Annotated in this window: 23 protein-coding genes; 22 read left to right on the top strand and 1 reads right to left on the bottom strand. The window is 57.9% G+C overall.

From position 1 onward, the window contains the following. Positions 1–282 precede the first annotated feature (282 nt). Positions 283–2,211, top strand: a complete 1,929-nt coding sequence (locus tag AAHA39_RS16775; RefSeq protein ID WP_165791455.1) for an EAL domain-containing protein — start codon at positions 283–285, stop codon at positions 2,209–2,211. Between the two features lie 4 nt (positions 2,212–2,215). Here the strand turns inward: AAHA39_RS16775 and AAHA39_RS16770 are convergent, their stop codons facing one another. After that, positions 2,216–3,142 carry a 1-aminocyclopropane-1-carboxylate deaminase/D-cysteine desulfhydrase gene (locus tag AAHA39_RS16770; protein WP_320655793.1) on the bottom strand — a complete coding sequence of 309 codons (927 nt, stop codon included), beginning with the start codon at positions 3,140–3,142 and terminating at the stop codon, positions 2,216–2,218. Positions 3,143–3,228: 86 nt separating this feature from the next. On the opposite strand from AAHA39_RS16770, the gene AAHA39_RS16765 reads away from it, so the two are divergent. The 21 genes from AAHA39_RS16765 (at position 3,229) to AAHA39_RS16665 (ending at position 24,438) form a co-directional block, all read left to right on the top strand. Further along, the gene (locus AAHA39_RS16765; protein WP_043851010.1) at positions 3,229–4,092 is read left to right on the top strand and encodes a hypothetical protein; all 864 of its coding nucleotides are present in this window, start codon (positions 3,229–3,231) and stop codon (positions 4,090–4,092) included. After that, positions 4,092–4,685 carry a PilN domain-containing protein gene (locus AAHA39_RS16760; protein ID WP_320655794.1) on the top strand — a complete coding sequence of 198 codons (594 nt, stop codon included), beginning with the start codon at positions 4,092–4,094 and terminating at the stop codon, positions 4,683–4,685. Before AAHA39_RS16765 ends, AAHA39_RS16760 begins: the two co-directional genes overlap by 1 nt. Then, positions 4,685–5,338 (top strand): hypothetical protein, encoded by a 654-nt coding sequence (locus AAHA39_RS16755; RefSeq protein ID WP_041209619.1) that lies wholly within the window; start codon positions 4,685–4,687, stop codon positions 5,336–5,338. Before AAHA39_RS16760 ends, AAHA39_RS16755 begins: the two co-directional genes overlap by 1 nt. Then, positions 5,331–5,660: a SctD/MshK family protein gene (locus AAHA39_RS16750; protein WP_182927025.1), complete on the top strand. Its 330-nt coding sequence runs from the start codon at positions 5,331–5,333 to the stop codon at positions 5,658–5,660. The genes AAHA39_RS16755 and AAHA39_RS16750 overlap by 8 nt, the downstream gene beginning before the upstream one ends. 64 nt (positions 5,661–5,724) lie before the next feature. Further along, positions 5,725–7,395 carry a pilus (MSHA type) biogenesis protein MshL gene (gene mshL / locus AAHA39_RS16745; protein ID WP_219272576.1) on the top strand — a complete coding sequence of 557 codons (1,671 nt, stop codon included), beginning with the start codon at positions 5,725–5,727 and terminating at the stop codon, positions 7,393–7,395. A gap of 92 nt (positions 7,396–7,487) precedes the next feature. Next, the gene (locus AAHA39_RS16740) at positions 7,488–8,378 is read left to right on the top strand and encodes an ExeA family protein (protein WP_041209622.1); all 891 of its coding nucleotides are present in this window, start codon (positions 7,488–7,490) and stop codon (positions 8,376–8,378) included. After that, positions 8,375–9,466: a tetratricopeptide repeat protein gene (locus AAHA39_RS16735; RefSeq protein ID WP_320655795.1), complete on the top strand. Its 1,092-nt coding sequence runs from the start codon at positions 8,375–8,377 to the stop codon at positions 9,464–9,466. Before AAHA39_RS16740 ends, AAHA39_RS16735 begins: the two co-directional genes overlap by 4 nt. Positions 9,467–9,523: 57 nt before the next feature. Continuing rightward, positions 9,524–11,233 (top strand): MSHA fimbrial ATPase MshE, encoded by a 1,710-nt coding sequence (gene mshE / locus AAHA39_RS16730; RefSeq protein ID WP_104016472.1) that lies wholly within the window; start codon positions 9,524–9,526, stop codon positions 11,231–11,233. Positions 11,234–11,236: 3 nt separating this feature from the next. Further along, positions 11,237–12,457 carry a type II secretion system F family protein gene (locus AAHA39_RS16725; RefSeq protein WP_320655796.1) on the top strand — a complete coding sequence of 407 codons (1,221 nt, stop codon included), beginning with the start codon at positions 11,237–11,239 and terminating at the stop codon, positions 12,455–12,457. Between the two features lie 91 nt (positions 12,458–12,548). After that, positions 12,549–13,010, top strand: coding sequence for a hypothetical protein (locus AAHA39_RS16720; RefSeq protein ID WP_043851017.1), 462 nt, complete (start codon positions 12,549–12,551; stop codon positions 13,008–13,010). Positions 13,011–13,089: 79 nt separating this feature from the next. After that, complete coding sequence (gene mshB / locus AAHA39_RS16715; protein ID WP_320655797.1) at positions 13,090–13,761, top strand: MSHA fimbrial major subunit MshB; 672 nt, start codon at positions 13,090–13,092, stop codon at positions 13,759–13,761. Positions 13,762–13,775: 14 nt separating this feature from the next. Further along, on the top strand, positions 13,776–14,225 hold the full coding sequence (locus tag AAHA39_RS16710) for a prepilin-type N-terminal cleavage/methylation domain-containing protein (protein WP_139395532.1): 450 nt from the start codon (positions 13,776–13,778) through the stop codon (positions 14,223–14,225). A 56-nt stretch (positions 14,226–14,281) separates the two neighbouring features. Next, on the top strand, positions 14,282–14,779 hold the full coding sequence (locus AAHA39_RS16705; protein WP_320655798.1) for a prepilin-type N-terminal cleavage/methylation domain-containing protein: 498 nt from the start codon (positions 14,282–14,284) through the stop codon (positions 14,777–14,779). Beyond that, positions 14,766–15,326: a prepilin-type N-terminal cleavage/methylation domain-containing protein gene (locus AAHA39_RS16700; RefSeq protein WP_320655799.1), complete on the top strand. Its 561-nt coding sequence runs from the start codon at positions 14,766–14,768 to the stop codon at positions 15,324–15,326. The genes AAHA39_RS16705 and AAHA39_RS16700 overlap by 14 nt, the downstream gene beginning before the upstream one ends. After that, positions 15,326–16,195, top strand: a complete 870-nt coding sequence (locus AAHA39_RS16695; protein WP_320655800.1) for a PilW family protein — start codon at positions 15,326–15,328, stop codon at positions 16,193–16,195. Before AAHA39_RS16700 ends, AAHA39_RS16695 begins: the two co-directional genes overlap by 1 nt. 37 nt (positions 16,196–16,232) lie before the next feature. Then, positions 16,233–16,658, top strand: coding sequence for an MSHA biogenesis protein MshP (locus AAHA39_RS16690; RefSeq protein WP_320655801.1), 426 nt, complete (start codon positions 16,233–16,235; stop codon positions 16,656–16,658). Positions 16,659–16,790: 132 nt separating this feature from the next. Further along, entirely contained in the window at positions 16,791–21,179 is a 4,389-nt protein-coding gene (locus tag AAHA39_RS16685) for a DUF6701 domain-containing protein (RefSeq protein ID WP_320655802.1), read from the top strand. 204 nt (positions 21,180–21,383) lie between these two features. Further along, positions 21,384–22,424: a rod shape-determining protein gene (locus AAHA39_RS16680; RefSeq protein ID WP_005340051.1), complete on the top strand. Its 1,041-nt coding sequence runs from the start codon at positions 21,384–21,386 to the stop codon at positions 22,422–22,424. Between the two features lie 42 nt (positions 22,425–22,466). Continuing rightward, positions 22,467–23,363 (top strand): rod shape-determining protein MreC, encoded by an 897-nt coding sequence (gene mreC / locus AAHA39_RS16675; protein ID WP_033112549.1) that lies wholly within the window; start codon positions 22,467–22,469, stop codon positions 23,361–23,363. Beyond that, positions 23,363–23,848: a rod shape-determining protein MreD gene (gene mreD / locus AAHA39_RS16670; RefSeq protein WP_033112548.1), complete on the top strand. Its 486-nt coding sequence runs from the start codon at positions 23,363–23,365 to the stop codon at positions 23,846–23,848. Before mreC ends, mreD begins: the two co-directional genes overlap by 1 nt. A 2-nt stretch (positions 23,849–23,850) precedes the next feature. Next, on the top strand, positions 23,851–24,438 hold the full coding sequence (locus AAHA39_RS16665) for a Maf family protein (protein ID WP_320655803.1): 588 nt from the start codon (positions 23,851–23,853) through the stop codon (positions 24,436–24,438). Positions 24,439–24,459: the final 21 nt, after the last annotated feature.

Below are 24,459 nucleotides of genomic sequence, written 5' to 3'. Positions count from 1 at the left end.
ACTCACCGTGTGTTCAATACTCCTGTATCTGTTTTTTGTCAGTAGCACAGAGTGTTAGTTTTGATATGAGTGTTCCTTTTGGTCCCTTTTCAGGGACCATTTTTCTTTCTGCCATTTTCCGCTCTGCTCTCTTCGTTTGCTCCGCGCTTGGTAATCTCCCCCCGCTTTCGGTATCCTCGCCCCTTTGAAATTGCAGAAGCGGGATCTCCATCCATAGCAGGGCGCTGATCGCCGCTGCTACCATGAGGTCACATGGATGATGCTGGGCATACGGAAAGGCGCATGAAACTGACTACACAGCTTGTCTCGTTTATCACCCTGTGCGTGATTGCCGCCATGGCGACCGTGCTGATTGGCGGCGTGTTCAGCTTTCGCGAGCTGGGGATGGAGCTGCAGCAGAAGAAAGTCGATGCGTTGGTCGAGGTGATCGACAAGCAGCTCGATGTCTCCCATGACATGAACGAGATGAGTCACTGGTTGCCCACCCTGCTGCGCGCTTCCCACGTCGTCGAGCTGGAGGTGCGCCAGAACGATCAGCGTGTCTACTGGTTTCGCGATGTGCAGCGTTCGGTCGATGATCAGTTGTTGCTGCCATACAGCAAGGCGCTTATCCATCAGGTCGGCATGCAGGCCAATCTGAAGCTGGAGCGCCCCTTCAAGGAGGCGGAGTACTCCATCAAGGCGATGTCCGGTATCTCCTTCGGCGTCTTTATCGTGGTGTTCGGCCTCTGGTACTCCATTCGCTGGCTGCGCCAGCAACTGCGCGGAGCCGAGTTGTTGGCCGAGCGTGCCCAGCTGATCCTCGATGACAAACTCTCCAAACTGAATCACGACCCTGCCGAAGAGTGGCCGGTTGCCGCCAGTCAGGCGCTCGACCATCTGCTGGCCGAGCTGGCGGATGCCCGCAAGGAGCGCAGCCGTTTCGACAACTTCATCCGCAGCAATGCCTTCGTCGACAAGATGACCGGCATTGGCAACCGTCTCTTTTTCGACAACCGGCTCGAGAGCGCCATCATGGAGGCGAGCGTGATGAGTGGCGGTGTGCTGCTGATCGATCTCGCTTGTCTCGAGGATCTGGAGGCCGAGCAGTTCGATCTGCTGGGTCATGACCTGATGCTGGAGGCAAGCGCGACTATCGGGGCCTTCGTGCGCAAGCACAGTGGCGCCCTGCAGGCCCGCTATGCCGGGCAAGTGTTTGCCGTGCTGCTGCCCAATATGTCCGAAAGCGAGATGGTGGACAGTGCCAGCCAGCTGCTCAAGAGCCTGCAGCGCCTCCACTGGCCGCAGGAGGTTAATCCGGAGACCGCGGTTTATCTCGGCGCCGTCTGCTATCAGTCGCAGGACTCCCTGCTCAAGGTACAGGAGGAGGCGGAGCTGGCCCTCAAGAGCGCCCGTCTGCAAGGGCACAACGGCTGGTTCCTCTACGAAAAGCAGCTGGATGAGGAGCAGAGCAGCAAGGGGACGGTGCGCTGGCGTACTCTGCTCAGCCGCCGCCTCGAAGAGCAGGCCATCGAATTTTATATCCAGCCGATCCAGCAGGATCGCGGGCAGGTGGTGCTGCAGCAGGAGCTGCTCACCTATCTTGAGGATGAGCAGGGGCGGCCACTGCCGGCCGGGATCTTCATGCCGATGGCCGAGAAGGTGGGGCTGTTGCTCCAGCTGGATCGGCTGGTGGCGGAGCAGACCCTGGCGTTGCTGCGTCAGCGCTCCGACCAGAGCTGCCCGGTCAGTCTGGCTCTCAGCGCCCAGAGCCTGCTCCATCGCGACTTCCAGCGCTGGCTCTTCTTCGCTCTGTTCCAGCTGCCACGCAGTACCAACGAGCGGCTGATCCTGCAACTTTCCGAGGCGCAGGTTACCCGCCATTTCGAAGCCCTCAAGCGACCGCTGCGCTCCCTGCGGATGCTCGGATGCATGCTGGCCATCGATCATGCCGGCCAGGATGTGGTAAGCACCCAGTACATCAAGGAGTTCGAAATCAACTTCCTCAAGCTCCACCCCAGCCTGGTGCGGGAGATCCATGCTCGCCAGGTGAACCAGATGGCAGTGCGCAGTCTGGTGGGCGGCTGCGCCAATACCCCGACCCGGGTTCTGGCCGTGGGGGTCGAGAGTGGTGACGAGTGGAAGATGCTGCGTCACCTCGGGGTACATGCGGGGCAGGGCCCCTGGTTTGCGCTGCCCGAGCGACTGGTGATGGAGCCGGCCGAAGCCTGATGTCTCAGAGGCGGCCCTGCTCCCTGAGCCCGGCCAGCCCCTGCATGCCACCGGTGTGGATAAATACGATCCTGCTGCCCGGAGCTATGCGACCCGCAGCCAGCTCGCGAAACAGCCCGTACATTGCCTTGCCGCTGTAGATGGGTTCCAGCGGCAGACCGGTTTCGGCGCTGAAGGCCTGTACCCACTGCCAGAGCGCCGGGCTGAATCTGGCGTAACCTCCATCGTGATGATCCAGTGCGATCTGCCAGCCTGGGGTTGTGGCGGCGGCGGAGTAGAGGCGGCGCACTTCGTCGGCGATAAAGTTGCCTCCTTTGAGCACGGCGATGGCGAGGATCTGCTCCCTTTCCCGCTTGCCGGCAATCAGGCCGGCCAGGGTGCCGCCGCTGGCGCAGGGGAGCACCCAGAGATCCGGCGAGAAGGGGAGCTCGGTTACCAGTTCGGCCACGCCGGGGATGGCGAGAGGACTGCTCCCGCCTTCGGGTACGATGAGGGTGTCTGCGGCTTCAAATTGAGCCAGCCATTCCGGCTCCTGACGCCGCCGGTAGCTCTGCCGATCGACAAAAACGAGATCCATGCCCCAGCGTCTGGCATCGCTCAGGGTAGAGTTGCTGACTGAGTCACTTTCGCCCCGTATGATACCTGTGGTGCGAAGGCCAAATTGATGGCCGGCAGCGGCCATGGCATGGATATGATTGGAGTAAGCGCCACCAAAGGAGAGCAGGTGGCATTTACCGTGTTCGCGGGCATGGTGCAGATGGTACTTGAGCTTGCGCCACTTGTTGCCGGAGATGAGCGGATGGATCAGATCGTCCCGTTTGCACCAGAGCTCGACGCCATAGCGGGCCAGCAGTGGATGGTGGATCGCTTGCAGTGGTGACGGGCCAATGGCACTGATTTCAAACGCCGGCGGCGAAGGGTTGGCTTGCAATGGTGAGTCCCTCTTTTGTCTGGAGGCTAATCTGCTGTTTATGTTAATGTTTCACTCATTTAATCACTAATGACGGGCGGGCTTACATGAAACAACTGTTCAGACGGTCGACGCCAAGCCGCCAGGTGGGGCTCTTGCTGGCCAATGACAGGATCATGCTGGCAGCTGTGGGCAATCCCCCTGTGTTTGCTACGCGCGCCATCAACAGCCCGCAAGAGTGGCCGCTCGCCGTCAACGAACTATTCACTCGCCACGGCCTTGCCAAATCCCGGGTACGCGTTGCTCTGGCCGCCCCGCTCTATCAGCAGATCCAGATCGACAAGCCTGCCGTCCCCGATGCCGAAATGGCGGGGGCGCTCCCCTGGGCCATCAAGGATTATGTCAACGAGCCGGTGCTGCAGCTGGCGATGGATTACGTGGATCTGCCCACTCCACCCGCCGGTCGACCGCGGATCAATGTCATCTGCCTGCCCAAAAGCAGGGTGCAGCAACTGGCGGAGGCGATCAACGGCATTGCCACCCTGCAATCCATCATCAGTGACGAGCTGGCGCTGACCTCCCTCTATGAGGCGGATGAGGCGGTGCGCATGCTGCTCTGGCAGCCGAAGGGGCAGGATCTGCAACTGCTGGTTTTCCATCAGGGGGGGCTCTGTTTCTCCCGCCAGTTGCGCGGTTTTGCCTCCCTGACCGGCGAACAGGAGCCTGACAGCATGTTGCTCGACTCGCTGGCGCTGGAGATCCAGCGCTCGTTCGATTATCTGGTCGGCCAGCTCAAACTGCCGGAGATTGGCCAGATGCAGCTGGCCGTCGCCTCACCCTTTATTGGCACCCTGGTTCGCCACATGGAGCATACCTTCGGCCTCGCTGTCTCCGCCATGGCCAACAAGGCGGTACTGGCCGGTGTCGAATACCTCTCGGCCTATGCTGCCGCCATCGGGGAGGATGCCTGATGAAACGTCAGATAAACCTCTATGGCGCCGAGTTTCACCCCAAGCGGCAGTGGGCCAGCCTCAACCAGATGGTGCTGGCATGGGGCATCACCCTGCTTGTCATCTTGCTGGTCGGCGCCGGTTACGGCTGGCAGCAGCGCAGTGTCAGCAGAGCGCTGGCACAGGTCAACGCCGAGCTGGCGCTCAAGCGCAGCGAGGCGCAGCGGCTCGATGCCGATCTGGCGCGCCATCTGGCCGATCCGGCCCTGCAGCAGCAGTTGCTCAACAAACAGGACGATCTGGGGGCTAGACAGGAGCTGCGGCGCCAGCTGGGCTCCTTATCCCTGCAAAAATCGCAGGGGTATGCCGGTGTGTTGGCCGATCTCTCCCGCATTCGCAGCAGCAATCTCTCCCTGCAACGGATCGAGATCCACGAAGGGCGGATCAATCTCTCCGGCTTTGCCGGTCGCAGTCAGGATGTGCCGGCCTGGGTCAACCGCTTCAAGCAGGCCCCGACCCTGATGGGCAAGGAGTTTGGCGAGTTGACCCTAAGTCGTGACAAGGAGGGGCGTCTTGCGTTCCAGTTGAGTGGCATTGCGCGGGAGAAGCCCTGATGAACCTGAAAGCACAATGGCAGGAGTGGTCCCGGCGAATTAACGCCCTGAGCCAGCGGGAGCGGGTGCTGATCCTGCTGACCGGGCTGGTGCTGCTGGTGGCGGCCTGCGTCTATGGCTGGCTGGATGGGGCTGATACCCGGTTGCGGCAGGATCGCATGGCCCTGAGCGCCGCCGAACGCGATCTCGAAATCCTCGGGCTGGAGAATCTGGGCAAGCAGGCTCGTCTGCAGCGGGATCCCAATCAGGGGGTTCGTGAACAGCTAGCCCGAGTGGATAGTGATCTTGCCGCTGTCGATGAGGCGCTCAAGGCCCAGACTGTCGACCTGATCCCGGCCCACGAAATGCCGCAGGTGCTGGAGGCGTTGCTCTCCCGCTCTGCCAATCTCCATATGCTGGCACTCAGTTCACTGGAGCCGACGCCGCTGATGGCCGGAGAGCAGGGGCAGAAGGTCAATCTTTACAAACACGGTATTCGTCTCCAGCTGGAAGGCGGTTATTTCGATGTATATCAATATCTCAAGGCGCTGGAGGCGTTGCCTCGCCACTTTTACTGGAAACAGTTCGATTATCAGGTGAAAGCCTATCCGGGGGCAGTGGTGGAGATGGAGATCTACACCCTGAGTACCAGCAAGGAGTTTATTCGTGGCTAGATGGTTTGCATTGGGGGCGTGCCTCTTTGCGTTGCTGGCGCAAGCTGGGCAGACCGAGGTGTTGCAGGATCCCACCGCACCCTTGGCCGACATGGCGGTTGGCGCGAGTGCAACCGGCCAGAACAGCGCTGGCTTGCCAAAGCTGCAGAGCATCATGCTGGGCAATGGCCCGGCACTGGCGGTGCTCAATGGCAAGAGTTATCGGGTTGGGCAGCAGGTGGACGGCTACAAGCTGGTGGCCATCAATGCCGATGCGGTGGTGCTGGAGAAGGCGGGAAAACGCCATTCGGTGGCACTGTTTGCCAGCAAGATCAGGGTTTGAGCCGCACTAGCCATTGGCAGGTAAGCCGGGTTTATCGAGTTTCATTGCAGGGTGCACTAATTACATGAAAATACACCGTTTCTGTCTGATCACCTTGGCCATGATGGCCGCAGGCTGCACTACCTACAAGCACCCCGAGCCAACTCAGGCCAAGGACGCGCTCAAGCAGGCGATGAATGAGCAGCAGAAGCAGCAAAATGCCCCCCTGACCACACTGCCCAAGTCGGTGCAGAGCGAGCTGCTGCAACTGAACCGGCCGCAGATGCCGGTTGCCATGCCGGAGAAGCGGTTGCGTATTGCTGCCCACGACGTGGAGGCGGTGGAGTTTTTCGGTTCCCTGTTCAAGGGCTCCCGCTATAGCGTGGCGGTGCATCCCGGGGTCTCTGGGCTGGTCTCGGTCGAACTGAAAGATGTCACCCTGCCCGAAGTGCTGGCGGTAGTTGGCGATATGTATGGCTTCGACGTGCAGCGCAAAGGGAGTGTTTTCCATATCTATCCTGCCGGCCTGCGTACCGAGACAATCCCGGTCAACTATCTGATGCTCTCCCGGCGCGGCCTCTCCCGCACCTCTGTCAGTACTGGCGGGGTGACTGCCAATGACAACAACAACGGTAGCAACAGCAATTTCGACAACTCATCCAGCAACAGCACGACCAATAGCACGACAAATAACTCGAGCAACTCGAACAGCAGTGGCAATGGCACCCGGATCGAGACCGACAGCAATAGCGACTACTGGACCGATCTGCGCGATGCGCTGCAGACGCTGATTGGCAACGGGGATGGACGAGCCGTGATCACTAGCCCACAGGCGGGTCTGGTGACGGTGCGGGCCTATCCTAAAGAGCTCAAGGCGGTACGCGAGTTCCTCAGCCAGTCGGAAGATCACCTCAAGCGTCAGGTGGTGCTGGAGGCTCGGATTCTTGAAGTCTCGCTGAACGAAGGCTATGAGCAGGGAGTGAACTGGAACAAACTCTCTGCAACTGCCGATGGCAAGGGGATGACCACTGGCGGCTCTCTGGCAAATACTCAGCTGCCCAGTACATCCAACCAGATCTTTACCGCGCTCGGTGGTGGAGCCAGCTTCAAGATCTCCGACGGCAACTTCGATGTGACCGTCAATCTGCTCAAGACTCAGGGCGATGTGAATACCCTCTCCAGCCCGCGTGTGACCGCCACCAATAACCAGAAGGCGGTGATCAAGGTAGGGTCAGACGAGTATTTTGTGACCAATGCCTCTACCACTATTACCTCGACTTCGACCGGGACAGACAAGACGCCAAACGTCGAGCTGACCCCTTTCTTTTCGGGGATTGCGCTTGATGTGACTCCACAGATTGACGAAGAGGGCAAAGTTTTGCTCCATATCCATCCCTCCGTCATCGACACAGAAGAGCAGAGCAAAACCATCGATTTGGGGACCGGCGGCACGATTACACTGCCACTGGCCAAAAGCGATATTCGTGAGTCCGATACCGTGGTACAGGCCAAAAATGGCGACATCATTGTCATCGGCGGTCTGATGAAGACCGACAAGAAGGAGGCTGTCAGCAAGGTGCCGTTACTGGGCGATATCCCCTGGGTGGGCGAAGCCTTTACCAACCGCAGTGAAAGCAACAGAAAGGTGGAGCTGGTGATTCTGCTCAAGCCGACTGTGGTGGAAGATGGCACCTGGCAGAACGAGTTGCAGCGTTCCGCCGATCTGCTCGACAAGTGGTATCCATCCAAGGGCTAACCCATGACTCAGCGAGCGGTCAGTCTTATTCCGGATGGTCTGCTGCGATTTGTTCGCAGAGGTCTCTTGCCCGCGGTTGCAGGTAACGCCTGATGTACCTGACTCATTTCGGCCTGCAGGAGGCGCCGTTCAGCCTTACCCCCAACACCGGTTTCTACTACGGCCTGCCGCCTCATGAAGAGGCGCTGCAGGTGCTCAACTGGGCGCTGGCTCAGGGGGAAGGGTTTATCAAGGTGACCGGCGAAGTGGGTACCGGTAAGACCCTGCTCTGCCGCAAACTGCTGAGCGAGCTGGGCTCGGAAGAGTGCCCGGTACGCCTGGCCTGGCTGCCCAATCCCCACCTCAGTCCAGCCGAGCTGCGCACCGCGCTGGCACTGGAGCTGGGGTTGTCAGTGCGGGATCAGAGCGAGCTGGATCTCACCGATCGCATCCATCGCCATCTGATCAGCCTGCATCAGCAGGGGAGTCGGGTGGTGGTTCTGATCGACGAGGCACAGGCTCTGCCGGACGAGACGCTGGAGGCCATTCGGCTGTTTGGCAATCTGGAAACCGAGTCGAGCAAACTGTTGCAGATAGTGCTGTTTGGTCAGCCCGAACTGGATGTGCGGCTGGCCAAAACCAATCTGCGTCAGCTGCGCCAGCGCATTGGCTTCTCCTATCGCCTGCGACCACTCAGTTTTGACGAGACTCGTGCCTATCTGGAGCACAGATTGCAGGTCTCCGGCTATCGTGGTGCGCCGCTGTTCGCCGGCCGCGCCTTGCGCCTGCTGTGGCGCGCCTCGCGCGGGGTGCCAAGGCTTATCAACATCCTGGCGCACAAGTGCCTGATGCTGGCCTATGGTCAGGGGGCTCGTCAGGTTGATGGACGGCTGGTAGGGCTCGCCATTCGCGATACCGACGATGCCAGCCGCTTTGCGCCGCGGCGCTGGTGGCCGCTGTTGCTATTGCTGGGATGTGCCCTGGCTTATGGAGTCTGGTCATGAGCGTGATCAACCAGATGCTGAAAGATCTGGAGCAGCGCCAGCAAGGTGCCGAAGGGGCGGCCGTCTACGTCGCTCCGGCGCGCCAGCAGGGTTGGTGGATGCTGCTGCTCACCCTGCTCTGCGGGCTGGCGCTCGGGATCTTGGGGTGGCGAACCTGGATCTACTGGCAGCAAACCCGTACGGTTGCGCCACAGGCCAATGTAGTGAGTGAGCAGGCCACTCCCGATGCGGTTGCCCGGGTTGCCGAGCCGGTCGCTTCAGCCGCATCGGCCGAAGTGGCCGCTACCCTGCCTCTGCCCCGTCAGGCTGAACCTGTAGAGGAAGAAGCAGAAGACGAGGCATCGCTGGCTCAGGGGGAGGGTGCTCCCTTCGATGCCTCCAGCGAGATTGACCAGCGGACGCCGACCGATGAGGAGCTGCAGCCCGAGCTGTATGCCGAACTGGCCGCAGAGCAGCAGGCTGCCGCCGCACCGCGCAAGCCGAGCGTGCTCAAGATTGAAACGGTCGAGCTGTCACCCAAAGAGCTGGCAGCGCTCTCGGAGCGCAAGGCGACTACCGCCATGGCCAAGGGCAATATGCGCGATGCGCAGGACAACTACTACGACGTGCTGGCTCACGATCCCTATAACCAGGGCGCCCGTGAACAGCTGGCCGGCTTGCTCTACGGCGAAGGGCGGCTGACCGAGGCACGCCAGCTGCTGGAGGAGGGGATCCGGCTCGATCCGCAACAGGCCGATTTCCGCCTGCTACTGGCCCGTCTTGCCATCAGCGAGGGGTTGCAGCAGCAGGCGCTGGGCTGGTTGGCTGGTTATCAGCCCGATCTCGCCAGCAATCTGGACTATTACGCCACCTGGGCCGGACTGGCGCAGGAGCTGGGACAGAATGTCGAGGCGGCCAATCTCTATGTGAAGCTGCTGCGTCAGCAGCCCGATCAGGGACGCTGGTGGCTTGGGCTTGGTGTGGCTGAGGATGGTCAGGGCCACAGCCAGCGTGCCCTCGATGCCTATCGCAATGCCCAGCTGCATGGCAACCTGGGTGAAGCATCCAGCAACTGGCTGGAACAACGGATTGCCCAGCTTGCTCCCTGACGATCACCGGATCAGATGGAGCAAGGGGGGAAGAGAACAACAGGAATCGGAGTAGCAATGGCACAACCCAGACTGAAAATGCGCCTCGGCGACCTGCTGGTACAGGAACAGATCATCTCCGATGATCAGCTGCAGCTCGCGCTGCAGCAGCAGCGTCAGACCGGCCGCAAGCTGGGCACCACCCTCATTGATCTCGGCTTTATCAGCGAGGTGCAGTTGCTGCAATTCCTCGCCCGTCAGCTGGATGTGCCCTTCTTTGATCTCAACAACCTCACCATAGATGCTGCCGCGGTGCCGCTGTTGCCCGAGGTGCAGGCGCGCCGTTACCGGGCGCTGGCGGTCAATCTCACCGACGATCGGGTGACGGTGGCCATGTCGGACCCGGCCGATCTGAGTGCACTGGATGCCATCGCTGCGTTGCTAAGCCCGCGCATCATGGTGCTGGCGGTTGCCCGAGAAGGGCAGCTGCTGGAGTATTTCGACCGGCTCTACCGCCGTACCCGCGAAATCGAGAGCTTCGCCGAACAGCTGCAGGAGGAGTATCAGGACACCGGCTTCGAGCTGGGCTCCAGCAATCTGGGAGCTAATGATGAGGGGGAGGCGACGGTGGCCAAGCTGCTGCGCTCCCTGTTTGAAGACGCGGTGCAGGTTGGCGCCTCGGATATCCATATCGAGCCGGACGAGAAGGTGCTGCGCATTCGCCAGCGGATCGACGGCATCCTCCATGAAAATATCCTCAACGAGGTGCGTATCGCCCAGGCGCTGGTGCTGCGTCTCAAGCTGGTGGCGGGGCTCGATATCTCCGAGAAGCGCTTGCCGCAGGATGGCCGTTTCAACATGAAGGTGCGCGGCCGTGATGTGGATGTGCGGATGTCCACCATGCCGGTACAGTATGGCGAGTCGGTGGTGATGCGTCTGCTGGATCAATCCTCCGGCATCCTCTCGCTGACCGAAACCGGAATGCCGCCCGATATCCTGACCCGTTTCCGCCGTCAGCTCAAACGGCCACACGGCATGATCCTGGTGACAGGCCCGACCGGTAGCGGCAAGACTACGACCCTCTATGGTGCCCTCTCCGAGCTCAATCAGGCGAGCCAGAAGATCATCACGGTTGAAGACCCGGTGGAGTACCGTTTGCCTCGCATCAGCCAGGTGCAGGTCAACCCCAAGATTGGCCTCACCTTCTCCCACGTGCTGCGTTCTACCTTGCGTCAGGACCCGGACATTCTGCTGGTGGGCGAGATGCGCGACAACGAGACGGTGGAGATCGGCCTGCGCGGCGCCATCACCGGTCATCTGGTGTTGACTACCCTGCACACCAACGATGCGGTGACCAGTGCCCTGCGCCTGATCGATATGGGGGCTCCGGGCTATCTGGTGGCCAGTGCCCTGCGGGCGGTTGTTGCCCAGCGACTGGTGAGACGGATCTGCGAACACTGTGTCGAGGAGAAGGTGCCGGACGAAGGACAGACGACCTGGCTTACCGTGCTCTCGGGAGAAGCCCCCGGTCAGCATACCTATCACAAGGGGCGGGGTTGCCAGAGCTGCAACTTCACCGGTTATTCGGGCAGGATCGGGGTGTACGAGTTGCTGGAGCTGGATCAACCGATGATGGATGCACTGCGCCGCAATGACGCTGAGGGTTTTGCCAAGGCGGCCCGTCAGCATGAGCACTATCGGCCGCTGGCCCTCACTGCCCTCGATTATGCCCGTGAGGGGATCACCTCGGTGGATGAGGTGCTCCGGTTGGCAGAGGATTTGGGGTAAGCGATGGCTAACTTTGCCTACAAGGGGCGCGACAGCCAGGGCAACGCTACCAGCGGTGTGGTTGAGGCGGCCAACGAAATGGCGGCAGCCGAGCAATTGATGCGCCGTGGCGTGATGCCTACCGAGCTCAAGCCGGGCAAGGCCAAGGGGGCTGAGCTTAACTGGTCGCTGCTGCTGGAAGGTGGTGTCAAACTCGACGAGCTGGTGATCTTCTGCCGCCAGATGTATGCCCTGACCCGGGCCGGGATCCCGATCTTACGCGCCATCGCCGGGCTGGAGGAGAGCACCCATAGCAAGCCGCTCAAACGTGCGCTCCATGCGCTGGGAGAGGATCTTGGCAACGGCCGACCCTTGTCGAGCTCGATGCAGGCTCACCCCAGAGTGTTCAGCAGTCTCTTTATCGCCATTATCCACGTCGGGGAGAACACCGGCCAGCTGGAAGAGGCCTTCCTGCAGCTTGCCACCTATTTCGAGCTGGAGCTGGAGACCCGCAAGCGGATCAAGACGGCGATGCGTTATCCCAGCTTCGTGCTGATCGCCATCGGCATTGCCATGGTGATCCTCAATATCATGGTGATACCGGTCTTTGCCGGCATGTTTGCCAAATTCGGGGTGGAGCTGCCGCTGGCGACCCGGATCCTGCTCGCGACCTCTCACTTCTTTGTGCACTACTGGTGGCTGATGCTCGCCACCCTGATTGCTATTGTTGTCAGCTGGCGGCGCTGGGTAGCGACCCCCAAGGGCAAGCTGACCTGGCATCGCTGGCAACTCAGGTTGCCTATCGTCGGAACCATCATAGAGCGCTCTCTGCTGGCCCGTTTTGCCCGCAGTTTTTCCATGATGCTTAAAGCCGGGGTACCACTCAATACGGCCCTGACGCTGGTTGCCGATGCGGTGGATAACGCTTGGATGGCTGGCCGGGTCCGTGATATGCGGGCCGGGATCGAGCGGGGCGAGAGCCTGCTGCGCACCGCCAGCAGCAGTGGTCTGTTTACCCCGTTGGTAATGCAGATGATTGCGGTGGGTGAAGAGACCGGTCAGGTCGATGATCTGCTCCATGAAGCTGCCGAATATTACGAGCGAGAGGTCGACTATGACCTCAAGAGCCTCACCGCGCGGATCGAGCCGATTCTGATCGGGATTGTGGCGGTCATGGTGCTGATCCTGGCGCTGGGTATCTTCACTCCGATGTGGGACATGATGAGAGCCGTAAGAGGCAAGTAACCCGGTATATTCACCTCGGAGTGGTGGGACATAATGAGGGCCGTATGAGGCAAGTAATTTGCTGGCGTAGCCGCGGGGAGTCGAGGGCTGGATGAGCAGACAGGCAGTGCAGGATGACCGCTGGCTCGGCGGCTATCGGCGGATTGCGGTGGTGATCCTGCTGATGATTATTGTGGCTACGCTGGCGCGCACTTATCAGCACAACCGGGAGGAGGCACAGCAGCTCACTCTCACCCTGCTGGGTGTGCAATTTGCCGAACGGGCACAACGTTTGCACGGCCTCTGGCTCGATGAGCGGCGGCCCCGGACGCTCTATGTGGGTGAGCAGGGCTGGCATTTCGATGAGCGAGGCTGGCCACTTGGTCTGTCGCCACTGCAATCCCCTTCCGCTGATTGCCGGCAGCTGTGGCTGGCGCTGATGGGAGAACAGCAGGAGGAGCTACCTCCTCTGCAGTTTCTGGCCCGCGCCGATGGCAGTGGTTGCGACATCGGATGGGATGGTTATTGGCTCTTTTATCAATTTTCTGACGGGCGCGTGATTAAATCACCTTGAACAGGGGCGATGATAGGGCCTAACGGCATGATTTTTTTGAGTCTGCATGAAATAATGCAGGCTCTATTGGGGAGGGTGCATGACAATGAAATCAACGGCACTGAGAGTGCCAATGAGAGGGATGATGAAACGGACGGCAGGTTTCTCTCTGATTGAGCTGGTGATCGTCATCGTGATCCTGGGGATCCTGGCGGTAACGGCGTTGCCCCGTTTTCTCGATGTGACTGACGAGGCGAAGAAGGCCAGTGTCGAGGGGGTCTCCGGCGGTTTTGCTACCGGGGTATCTCTGGTGCGGGCCCAGTGGGAGGCCGAGGGACGAGCCAAACAGGATAGCCTCAACACCGTGCTCTATGACGGTTCCCGTTTCTATCTGACAACACCGACCGATACCCAGATCAGCAACGGCGAGTTATCGCCCGGCTATCCGATGGATACCGCTGCTGGCGGCTCTCCCGATGTGGATCCTGCCAATCTGACGGCCGCGCGGTGTCTGAAAATTTGGGAGGGGTTGCTGCAAAACCCACCCAAGGCTACGGCCAGCTTCAGTGAAGTGCGCGGTAGTGGTAATGACCTGAAATACTATGCCACCGTGAGCAGTAATGGACTTGATTCGGTCTGCCGTTACTATCTGGTCAATAGTTTAAGTAAGGGCAGCGATGGCAAGTATCAGGATCCGCAAGGCAGTACTGATGCATTTATGAGTTTCAGTTACCGTCCGGCCTCCGGTCAGGTGACCACCAACATTAATTGACAGAGGAAAGTGCAATGAAAAAACAGGCGGGTTTTACCCTGATCGAACTGGTTATCGTGATCATCATTCTGGGGATTCTGGCAGTGACTGCCGCTCCCAAGTTCCTGAATCTGCAGGATGATGCTCGTTATTCTGCTGCTCAGGGGGTGCAGGCTGCGCTGCAAAGCAGTTCTCAAATGATATATAGCAAGGCTGCTATTGCTGGCTTGGAGAATTCCGCTTCAGGTGCAGCTGTTTCTGTGGCCATCAGTACTACCGACACGGTTAAAACTAACTACGGCTATCCAGTAACAGATGAAGTTGCTAAAACCGTAACACTGGATGGATGGGCAGAAGTATCTGGTAGCAAAGGCACTTTCCGTGCAGCAAGTGCGCAAGATAATAAGTGTGACGTTACTTACGCAAATACTTTGACCAGCAACGCCAATAGACCAACGATTTCTATCAATACTGCGTGTAATTGATTGATTTCCAAGCGAGGCTTCGGCCTCGCTTTCTCTTTTCCCTGATGAGAAAATCCATGCCTGCAACCAAGGGCTTTACCCTGATTGAACTGGTACTGGTGATCCTGTTGCTCGGGATTCTGGCCGCCTTTGCTGTGCCCAAATGGCTGGGCAAAGGCGGCTTTGAAACTCAAAGTTTGCGTGATGAGCTGCTGACCCGGCTGCGCTTGGTGCAGACAGTCAATATGCATGAGCCTGCCAACCGCTGTACCCAGCTGGTGGTCGATGCATCCAGTTTTGCTCATATTACCCAGGCTGTTGCCGGCGCAGTTTGTCCCGCACCTGGCGCTATTGCCAGCTGGAGTGGCAATCAACGCACCCGTGGTCGTCCGGTCACGCCTTCTGCTGGTATGACTATCTCCCTCAATAACAGCAGTAGCTTTGTGCTCCGTTTCGATCAGATGGGACGGCCAATCGGGGTTTGCAGTGCGGGATGTATCCTGCAGGTAAGCGATGGTCGCGAGACGGGGGCAATCAGGATCGAGTCAGAGGGCTATATCCATGAGAGCCCTTGAGCGCGGTTTTACCCTGATCGAGCTGATCGTCGGCATAGTGCTGCTGGCGGTGGCGCTGACCGGCATTCTCGGTTTACTCATCAATCAGGCGCCGCAGGCGGTTGATCCGGTGCAGCAGGTGCGTGCCGCCCAGTTGGCCCAGCGCCTGACTGGCGAGATCCTGCAAAAGTCGTTTGATGAGCAGTCGGATCATAATGGCGGGCGTTATCGCTGTGGCGAACAGGTTGCCGGTGTGACGATTACACCCTGTTCAGGCAGTTATGGTTCTGATGGTGAGCCAGCCCCCTACGCCTACAACGATGTGGATGACTTCGATACGGCCGGCAACTGGCGGGATGCCAGCTGGTTTACCCAGACTTCGTCAGGTCTCGGCAGCGCTGAGTATCGCAACTATCAGGTCAAAATCGCTGTCAGTGCCGTTGATTTCAGCGATGGTACCTTCAAGAACTGTACGGCACCCTGCTCGGTAGGCAAGCGCATCGATTTGCAGGTTCGCCTGCCCAATCAGAGCGTGCTCGATTTCTCCTTCTATCGGGGGAATTACTGATGGGCAGAGTTATCCAACGGAGCCATAGCACTGTCCCTACCACTTCGCGCTCAGCCAGCGGTTTTACTCTGGTCGAGCTGGTGATGGTAATTTTGCTGCTCGGGATCATGGCGACCTTTACCAGCCAGTTTATCGGTATTGGCACCCAGATCTACGGCGATGCCAGCAGCCGTGAGCAGCTGATGAGCGATGCCCGCTTTGCCATGGAGCGGCTAAACCGCGAGCTGCGTAATGCGGTGCCCGGTTCTGAGCGGATCGAGACTGCGGGCGGCCTCTGGGTTGATTCCGGTGCCTGTCTGCGCTTCTGGCCCATCAGCACCTCCAGCCGCTACCTTGCCCTGAACAAAACGGTATCTGGCAGCAGCTCCACGCTGGAGCTGGTGATGGCAACGCCTGCCGCCGCGACGGATCCCCTGAGCACTGATGCGACCGCGGTCAAAGTCGGTGATCTGATGGTGGTCTTTCCGTTACCCAATTCTAGTGCGGGCTCCCTGAGCAGTGGTTGTGATTACGGGCGCTGCGTGGCCAACGTCACAGCAGTGCAGACCCCGGTATCCGGTGCACAATCCATCCGCTATACCAGTGCCGAGAGTCTGGCCGGCCTCTCGCCGGGGAGCCGGGTTTATTTTGCCAATCAACAGGTTCGCTATTGCGTAGAGGGCAACACTATCACTCGGGCAAGTGCTGCCATCAGTGCATCCTTGCCTGCCACCGGCGTGTTGATGGCCGATGCTCTTGCTTCCGGCAATTTCTATCGGGAAACCTCAGCCTTCAACGCGGAGGGAGAGTTTGGCATGCGCTTCGTATTCGCGCGCAAGGGGGAGTCGGTCATGTTCAATCACAAGATCGAGGTGCTCAATGTCCCTTGATTTGCGCCCGCCCAGAGTTATGCGGGGGAGCGCCCTGATGATCGCGCTTTTCGTCATTGTGGTCATGGCTCTGCTGGCTGCTGCCATGGGCCGTTTTCTGGTCGACAGCGGCGAGAAAAATACCGTGGAGGTGCGCAGTGTGCGGGCCTTGCTGGCGGCTCAGAGTGGTCTGGAAGTGGAGCTCTATCGGTTGTTTCCCAATCGTACTCTCGCCCAGCCGGCTCCTCCCGCGTTGTGCCCGGCAACCACTTCAGTCAACTTTACCGCCAATCCCGGGCTTGCGGGGTGTCAGGCTGTGGTTCGTTGCGGCAGTGTGCCGGTAACTTACAACGGAACCGTGACCAACGGTTATCGACTGGAGAGTGTCGGTACATGCGGAACAAGTGACCTCACCTCGGACAGCCCTGATTTTATGGTGAGCAGAACCGTGATGGTGGAAGCTTTTGATGGAGGAGCACCATGATAAGTGATGGAATCGAAAGTGTTTATGGTTCCGGAATGGCGTATTAACAACCGTTGCTGCATGGCAAGCCATGCGTTTGTGCTTGGTGCTCACAATGGATGTTGTGGCTGGTGGTAGTTAGTGGGGAGAGGAATGATGGGTCATAAATGGCTGGCAAGCTTATTACTGTTCTGCAGTGCAGCTGTGGCACAGCAATATAATTTATCCAGTAACCAATACCCTCCCTGTAACACCTCGTGGCAAAAATCAGGAAACACTTATACCTGTACTGGCGGTAATGGTCAGGTAACGTTAAATGATGGTGATATAGTCATTGCCAATGCAAATTCTACGCTTGTCGCAAGTGGCGGTTTCTCTCTCACAAATAACAAAGTGGGTAACGATACAAATAAAATAACGCTACAAGCAGATTTTGGAAGTATTGTCTCTCAAGGATATCAAAATACCATATATGGAGATATCTCAGCGAATAGTTCCAATGTTACCCTTAATAATATTTATCTGTATGGCAATGTAACTACTGGAGGAAATATCTCACTGAGTTCAGGTGTTGTGCAGGGAAATGTAACTAGCAACAACAATGCTGTCAGTGTGACCAATGTGCAACTGTCAGGTGATGTTAATGCAAACTCATCACTGAGTATGGCTGGAGGAACCTATAGCGGAAATATTACTATGCGTTCGAACAACCCAGTGATATTTAATTCAGTCAATATGACTGCTGGAAGTGTCTCTGGGGCCAGCTCTTTTAATGCCACAGGAAGCCAGCTAGGTGCTCAGGGAAGTCCCGTCACTATCTCGACCACATCAAATAACATAACCATTACAAACTCCACGGTTTATGGAAACTTGACCGCAGCAACAAATAATGCCGGTGGGGTGGTTAATGTCAACAATAGTTCTGTGACCGGGACATGTTTACCAGTGTCAAACCCCATTAATGCATGTGTTCCCGCACCTGTTGCTTTGTATCAACTTGAAGAGGAAAAGTGGACAGGGGCGGTAGGGGAGGTCAAGAACTCAGTTCTTAATGCGCTGCATGGTCGAGCAATGAGAGGGGTAAAAACCAATACAGTTGCACCGGCATTACCGGCTAACTCTAATAATCTTGGTACCTGTGGCTATGGTGATTTCACGGGCAGTAGTAATCAATACATTGAAATACCAAATGACTCTCGCTTGTCATTTTCTAATCAGCTGACCGTTGCAGCCTGGGTCTATCCGATCAGTCGACCATCTGCAGGTAACCTACACTCAATAGTGTCCAAAGATGGTAACTACGAGTTTCATCTTGATAGTCAGGGGCGTGTTTACTGGTATTGGGAGAGAGCGACGGGTGGTACTGGAACGTTAACCACTACACAAACCATACCGTTAAATACTTGGTCACATATTGCGATTCGATATGACACGAGTAATACAGGAAGTAAAAGACAAACAATCTATATTAATGGCGTGCCTGTTATATCCGGTAATGATGGGAGTTCATTAAGAACAAATACACAAAATTTAGAGATTGGGCGGGACTATATTGACAGCCGTAGTTTTAATGGGCGAATTGATGAAGTCGCAATATATGGTTCGGCATTGTCAGATAGTCAGATTATTGATTTATATAATCAACGCCACCCATGTGGTGGCTCAACCCTGCAATGTTATACGGATGATTTCTCCAACCCGCTTGGCGATAATTGGGTCGTAAAACAAAGTGCTGGTGGATTTATACCCTCGATTACGGCAAATCAGCGTTTGCGGATGACTCAGGCCAGCACGGGACAAGCGACGTCTGCGACTTACCAGCGCCTGTTCCCTGCGGCGGGGAACCTGGTGACGCTTACATTCAATCATTATGCCTATGGTGGCACGAGTACTGGCGCAGATGGCATGACAGTTGTGCTTTCTGACGCTTCAGTGACGCCACAGCCTGGCGCTGCCGGCGGGCCCTTGGGGTATGGCCATTATCAACCGAGTAACTCACCCGGGTTTGCTGGTGGTTGGCTCGGGTTTGGGTTGGATGAATATGGCAACTTCTCATCTTTTGGAGGAGGAGGGAGTGTGGGCTATCGCCCACAGTCGGTGGTAGTGCGTGGTTCGGGATCCAATTTTTCCGGATACAACTATCTGCGAGGCACCTGTAATAATGGAACAACCAACACTAACACCAGTTGCCTGAGTCCAAAGGTTGATGGCAACGGTAGCGCCAACCATCGTTACCGTCTGACGATTGATTCACGAACCAGTGGGCGCGCGATAGTCAAAGTGGAACGTGATACGGGAAGTGGGTTTATCTCTCTTATTGATTCGTTTGATGCGCTGGATCCTGCGTTGGGCCAAAGCCCGTTACCGCAAGACTTTTATGTGTCCCTGACAGGTTCTACAGGTGCCCTGACCAATATCCATGAACTCGATAACGTGGAGATATGTGCACTTAAGTCAAGAGATGTGGGGGTTCAGGTCGACCACTTCGAGCTGCAATATTCGAGTCAGCCGCTGACTTGCAATCCGGAAGAGATCACCATTAAGGCATGTGCGAATCCGGATTGTAGCCTGCTGATTACCGATCCTGTATCAGTCTCTTTATTGCCCCAGTCTTTGCCGGATGGTGGCTGGTATCCACTGCCCGGAGCCAGCAATGTTAGTGGCAACGTGGTGACGTTTAGCGGTGGCTCGGGCAAGATTCTGCTTCGTAACAATACTCAGACTCCGATAACACTGGGAGTGCAAAAATCAGTCCCCACAGCTAAGCCGCTAAGCATCACTTTGTGCAAAGTGGGTAATGGCTCGCCGACGCCGCAGGCTTGTACGTTCAGCTTTGCCGACAGCGGCTTCTTCTTCGATGTGCCGGACACCTATTCCAATCAACCACAGACGGTCACCATCAAGGCGGTCAAAAAAAGTGATGTGACCAAGCAGTGCGTGCCTGGCTTTGCCAGCCAGACCAAGAGCATCAAGTTCTGGAGCAGCTATATCACTCCTGCCAATAACGCCTATAACAGCCAGATGAGCGTCAACGGCAGTACGATCGGTGCTAGTCAGGGAGCTGCAACCCCCCTCTCTCTCGCTTTTGATGCTCAGGGGCAATCTTCCATAACGGTCGCGTATCCCGATGCCGGTCAGGTGCAGCTGGATGCCCGCTATGACGGTAGTGGCAATGAAGCCGGCCTGATCATGACAGGAGCGGATCAGTTTGTGGCTCGGCCGGTGGGGCTCTGTATCACCAGCTCCAGTGGTAGCTGTTCCGGCAATTACGCCAGCTGCCCGGTTTTCCGAAAGACGGGGGCGACTTTCCCGATCCAGATCCAGGCTATGGCCTGGGAGTCAGGTAGTGACAACGATCTCTGTACGGGGAATCAGGCCACTCCCAACTTTGTCCTGAATGGTATTGCCCTTGGCACTACCCTGGTTGCGCCGACACCTGGTACCAATGCCACGGTAGGAACCGCAACTTATAACCATGCGGCGGCAACCAACAGTATCAACACCGTCAACCAGACGGTGAACGAGGTTGGGGTATTCAACATGACGGCAACCCCGCCAGCCAATGGTTACTTCGGTTATACCATCCCTTCAGCCCAGAGCGCGCCACTGGGGCGTTTTGTGCCGACCGACTTCAATCTGGTCAGTGGCGACATAATGCCGGCCTGCAACGTCTTCTCCTATATGGGGCAACCTTTTGGGGTGACGCTGGATGTGCGGGCTCGCAACCAGTCCGGGGGACAGACCCAGAACTATACTGGCGCCTTCGCCAAGGGCAGTGCCTATATTTCCGTCGCCAACAACAAGGACGGCAAATCTCTGGCGAGCCGGCTGACCAGCCTTGCTTCGCTGCCATGGGCCAACGGTAAGGCGGTGTTGAATAACGGCACCACGTCGTTGGCTCGTCTTTCTGATACCCAGCCGGATGGTCCCTATAAGTCGCTGCTGTTCGGCCTCTATATGAACGACAACGACGGCGGCAATACCTTGATCGCTACGCCTGACTTCAACGATGCAGTAGTTGGCAATTGTAGCGGGGCTGCTTGCAATGCAAGATTGATCGATAGCGTGCCCATGCAGGCCTATTTTGGGCGCTTGTTTGCCGGTACTCAGGCCGGTTTGGCGTCGGCAGATTTGGCGGTGCCGTTGCAGCTGCAATATTACGAAGCGGGCAACTGGGTGTTAAACAAGCTGGATCAGTGCACTCCGCTATCCCTTGCTGGTCAGGGGATTGCGTTCCTAAATCCAAGCCACTCGTTTGATGCGGCAACCAGCAGCCTCAATCTGGGTACCGGGCGTACCATCAAGCTGGGGCTGGGCAGCACACCTCCCGGAGCTATGTCGGGTACGGCAAAAGATGGCGAGATCCTGTTCCAGTTTGCCAAGCCCGGGATCGCAGTACGTATTCCCTACAAGGTGGATCTGGCGAAGCAACCCTCATCACCGCTCTGGCTCTCCGATCCGCTGACCCAGCAAGGGGAGGCCATCTTCGGTTCGACCCGCGGTAATGACAGAATTATCTATCGCCGTGAAATATTGCGTTGAAGTGCCACAACAGGGGGTGAGGAGCATCTTCTCCCCCCAACACCCTGTTTATGAGGGCTGGCAAGCCTGAGCAAGTGAGTAATGACTCGCACTTTTGTCGCGCTTGATTGATTGGCGACAGTTTGAGCGCTTGCCCATTGGGGTGGGCATTGGTAAAGTTAGCCGGTTTTCTGCACCTCCAAATTCTTAGGATTTCCCGTAGCCATGTTCAAAAAGCTCAGAGGCGTCTTTTCCAACGATCTGTCGATCGATTTGGGAACTGCCAACACCCTGATCTATGTAAAAGATCAAGGGATCGTCCTTAACGAACCCTCAGTTGTCGCCATTCGCCAAGAGCGCGGGAACGCCAAATCGGTCGCTGCTGTCGGTCATGCCGCCAAGCAGATGCTGGGCCGTACCCCGGGCAACATCTCCGCGATCCGCCCGATGAAAGACGGCGTGATTGCCGATTTTTACGTGACCGAGAAGATGCTGCAGCACTTCATCAAGCAGGTTCACGACAACAACTATTTCCGCCCCAGCCCGCGTGTGCTGGTGTGTGTACCGTGTGGCTCCACTCAGGTTGAGCGTCGCGCCATCAAGGAATCCGCTCTGGGTGCCGGTGCCCGCGAGGTTTACCTGATCGACGAGCCGATGGCCGCTGCCATCGGTGCCGGCCTGCCGGTCTCCGAAGCGACCGGTTCCATGGTGGTTGATATCGGTGGTGGTACTACCGAAGTGGCCATCATCTCCCTGAACGGTGTGGTTTACTCCCAGTCTGTCCGTATCGGTGGCGACAAGTTTGACGAAGCGATCATCAGCTACGTTCGTCGCAACTACGGTAGCCTGATCGGTGAAGCTACTGCCGAGCGCATCAAGCACGAGATCGGTTCCGCCTACCCGGGCGAAGAGGTGCGCGAGATCGAAGTCCGTGGTCGCAACCTGGCTGAAGGTGTGCCGCGCAGCTTTACCCTGAACTCCAACGAGATCCTGGAAGCGCTGCAAGAGCCGCTGTCCGGTATCGTGGCTGCCGTGATGGTTGCGCTGGAACAGTCTCCGCCGGAACTGGCCTCCGACATCTCCGAGCGCGGCATGGTGCTGACCGGTGGTGGTGCGTTGCTGAAAGATATCGACCGTCTGCTGATGGAAGAGACCGGTATCCCCGTCGTCGTTGCCGAAGATCCCCTCACCTGTGTGGCCCGTGGCGGCGGCAAGGCGCTGGAGCTGATCGATATGCACGGTGGCGATCTGTTCCACTACGAATAAGACCCAAAGCCGGCCAGCGTGCCGGCTCTTTTTTGACGACCCATGAAACCCATTTTTGGTAGAGGCCCTTCGCTTCAGTTACGGTTGTTTCTCGCCGTCATCATCTCCATTGCTGCCATCGTCGCGGATTCCCGCTTCGGTGTGTTCAGCCACGTCCGCGTCTACCTCAGTTCGTTAGTCAGTCCGTTGCAGTACATGGCCAATGCGCCCGGCACCCTGCTCGACACCATGTCGACCCAGGTGCAGACCCGCGCCGATCTCATCGAGCAGACCAAGCAGCAGGAGCAGCAACTGTTCACCTTGCGCGCCCGCCTGCTCAAAATGGATCAGCTGGAACACGAGAACCAGCGGCTGCGCGAGTTGCTCGGTTCGCCGGTACACAAAGAGTCCCGCAAGATGGTGGCCGAGCTGCTGTCGGTGGACTCCGACCCCTTCAGCCATCAGGTGCTGATCAACAAGGGGGCACTGGATGGCGTCTACAACGGTCAGGCAGTGATCAACGATCAGGGTGTGATTGGTCAGGTGCTCCATGTGGGCTCCACCACCAGTCGCGTGCTGCTGATCACCGACTCCAGCCACGGCATTCCGGTGCGGGTGCTGCGCAACGATTTGCGCGCCATCGCTTCCGGCAGTGGCGAGCTCGACAAACTGGAGCTGCGCAATCTGCCGCGCAACACCGATATTCAGGTGGGTGATCTGCTGGTCACCTCCGGTCTTGGCGGCCGCTTCCCGGAAGGTTATCCGGTGGCGACCGTGACCCGTTCCGAGTATGTGGAGGGTAAGCCCTTCGCCCAGATCGAGGCCAAACCGCTGGTCGAGCTGGATCGGTTGCGCTATCTGCTGCTGCTGTGGACCGACAAGAAGCCCGAGGTAAATGACAAGGATGGCGAACGCCCGGCCCCCGCTGCCGCTGCGTCCGCCGCAGGAGCCACTCGCTGATGCTGCAACCCGCCAGTGGCAGGATCTGGATCTGGATCTCGATCCTGCTGGCTTTAAGCCTGTCGATCCTGCCGCTTCCCTTTGAATTTGATCCATTCCGTCCGGACTGGCTGGCCATGGTGCTCATCTACTGGGCACTGGCGTTGCCGCACCGGACCAACGTCGGTACCGCCTGGGTGGCCGGTCTGCTGCTGGATGTGCTGCTTGGCAGCACCCTCGGCGTGCGCGCCATGGCGATGGCCATTACCACCTATCTGGCGGCCTTCCAGTTTCAGAAGATCCGCAACTTCTCCCTCTGGCAGCAGGCGCTGATCATCGGCTGCCTCTCGCTGGTGGGCAAACTGACGGTCTTCTGGGCCGAGCACCTGTTTAGCCGGGCCAGCCTCAACTTCGCCTACTTTTGGTCGACGTTGACGACGATGCTAATATGGCCCTGGGTGTTTCTGGTGTTGCGCAAAGTGCGGCGCCGCTTCAATATCAGGTAAATATGAGCAAAAACAACGAACTGCAACTCTATCTTGCGTCGGGTTCCCCCCGTCGTCGCGAACTGCTGATCCAGCTTGGCTACCGTTTCGAGGTGCTGAAACTCGATGTGCCCGAGCAACGGGAAGAGGGCGAAAAGGCGCAGGATTATGTCTGCCGTCTCGCCCGCGACAAGGCGATGGCCGGTGTGGCCATCGCGCCTGACGCATTGCCGGTGCTGGGCGCCGACACCATAGTGGTGCTGGGCGACAGAGTGCTGGAGAAACCTTCCGATCTGCTCGATGCCAAAGACATGCTGGAGGCGCTCTCCGGCAAGGTGCATCAGGTGATGACGGCGGTGGCGCTGGCCAGCAAGGATCGTTGTGATGTGCGACTGGTCACCACCAACGTGGCATTTCGCAAGCTGGACGAGGCCGAAATCGAGGCCTACTGGCAGACCGGTGAGCCCTGTGACAAGGCCGGGGCCTACGGAATTCAGGGTATTGCTGGCAAGTTCGTCAGCCGTATCGAGGGGAGCTACAGCGCCGTGGTCGGCCTGCCCCTGCTGGAAACGGATCTGCTGATCAAGCATCATCTGGAACAGCTCAGGTAATTTCCCGTCAGCTGTGCTGCT

Source organism: Aeromonas sp. SE22 (assembly GCF_038739755.1).
In the GTDB taxonomy this organism is placed as follows: Bacteria; Pseudomonadota; Gammaproteobacteria; order Enterobacterales; family Aeromonadaceae; genus Aeromonas; species Aeromonas jandaei.
The sequence above is the reverse complement of the archived record's forward strand: the minus strand, read 5'-3'. Positions and strand labels throughout refer to the sequence as shown.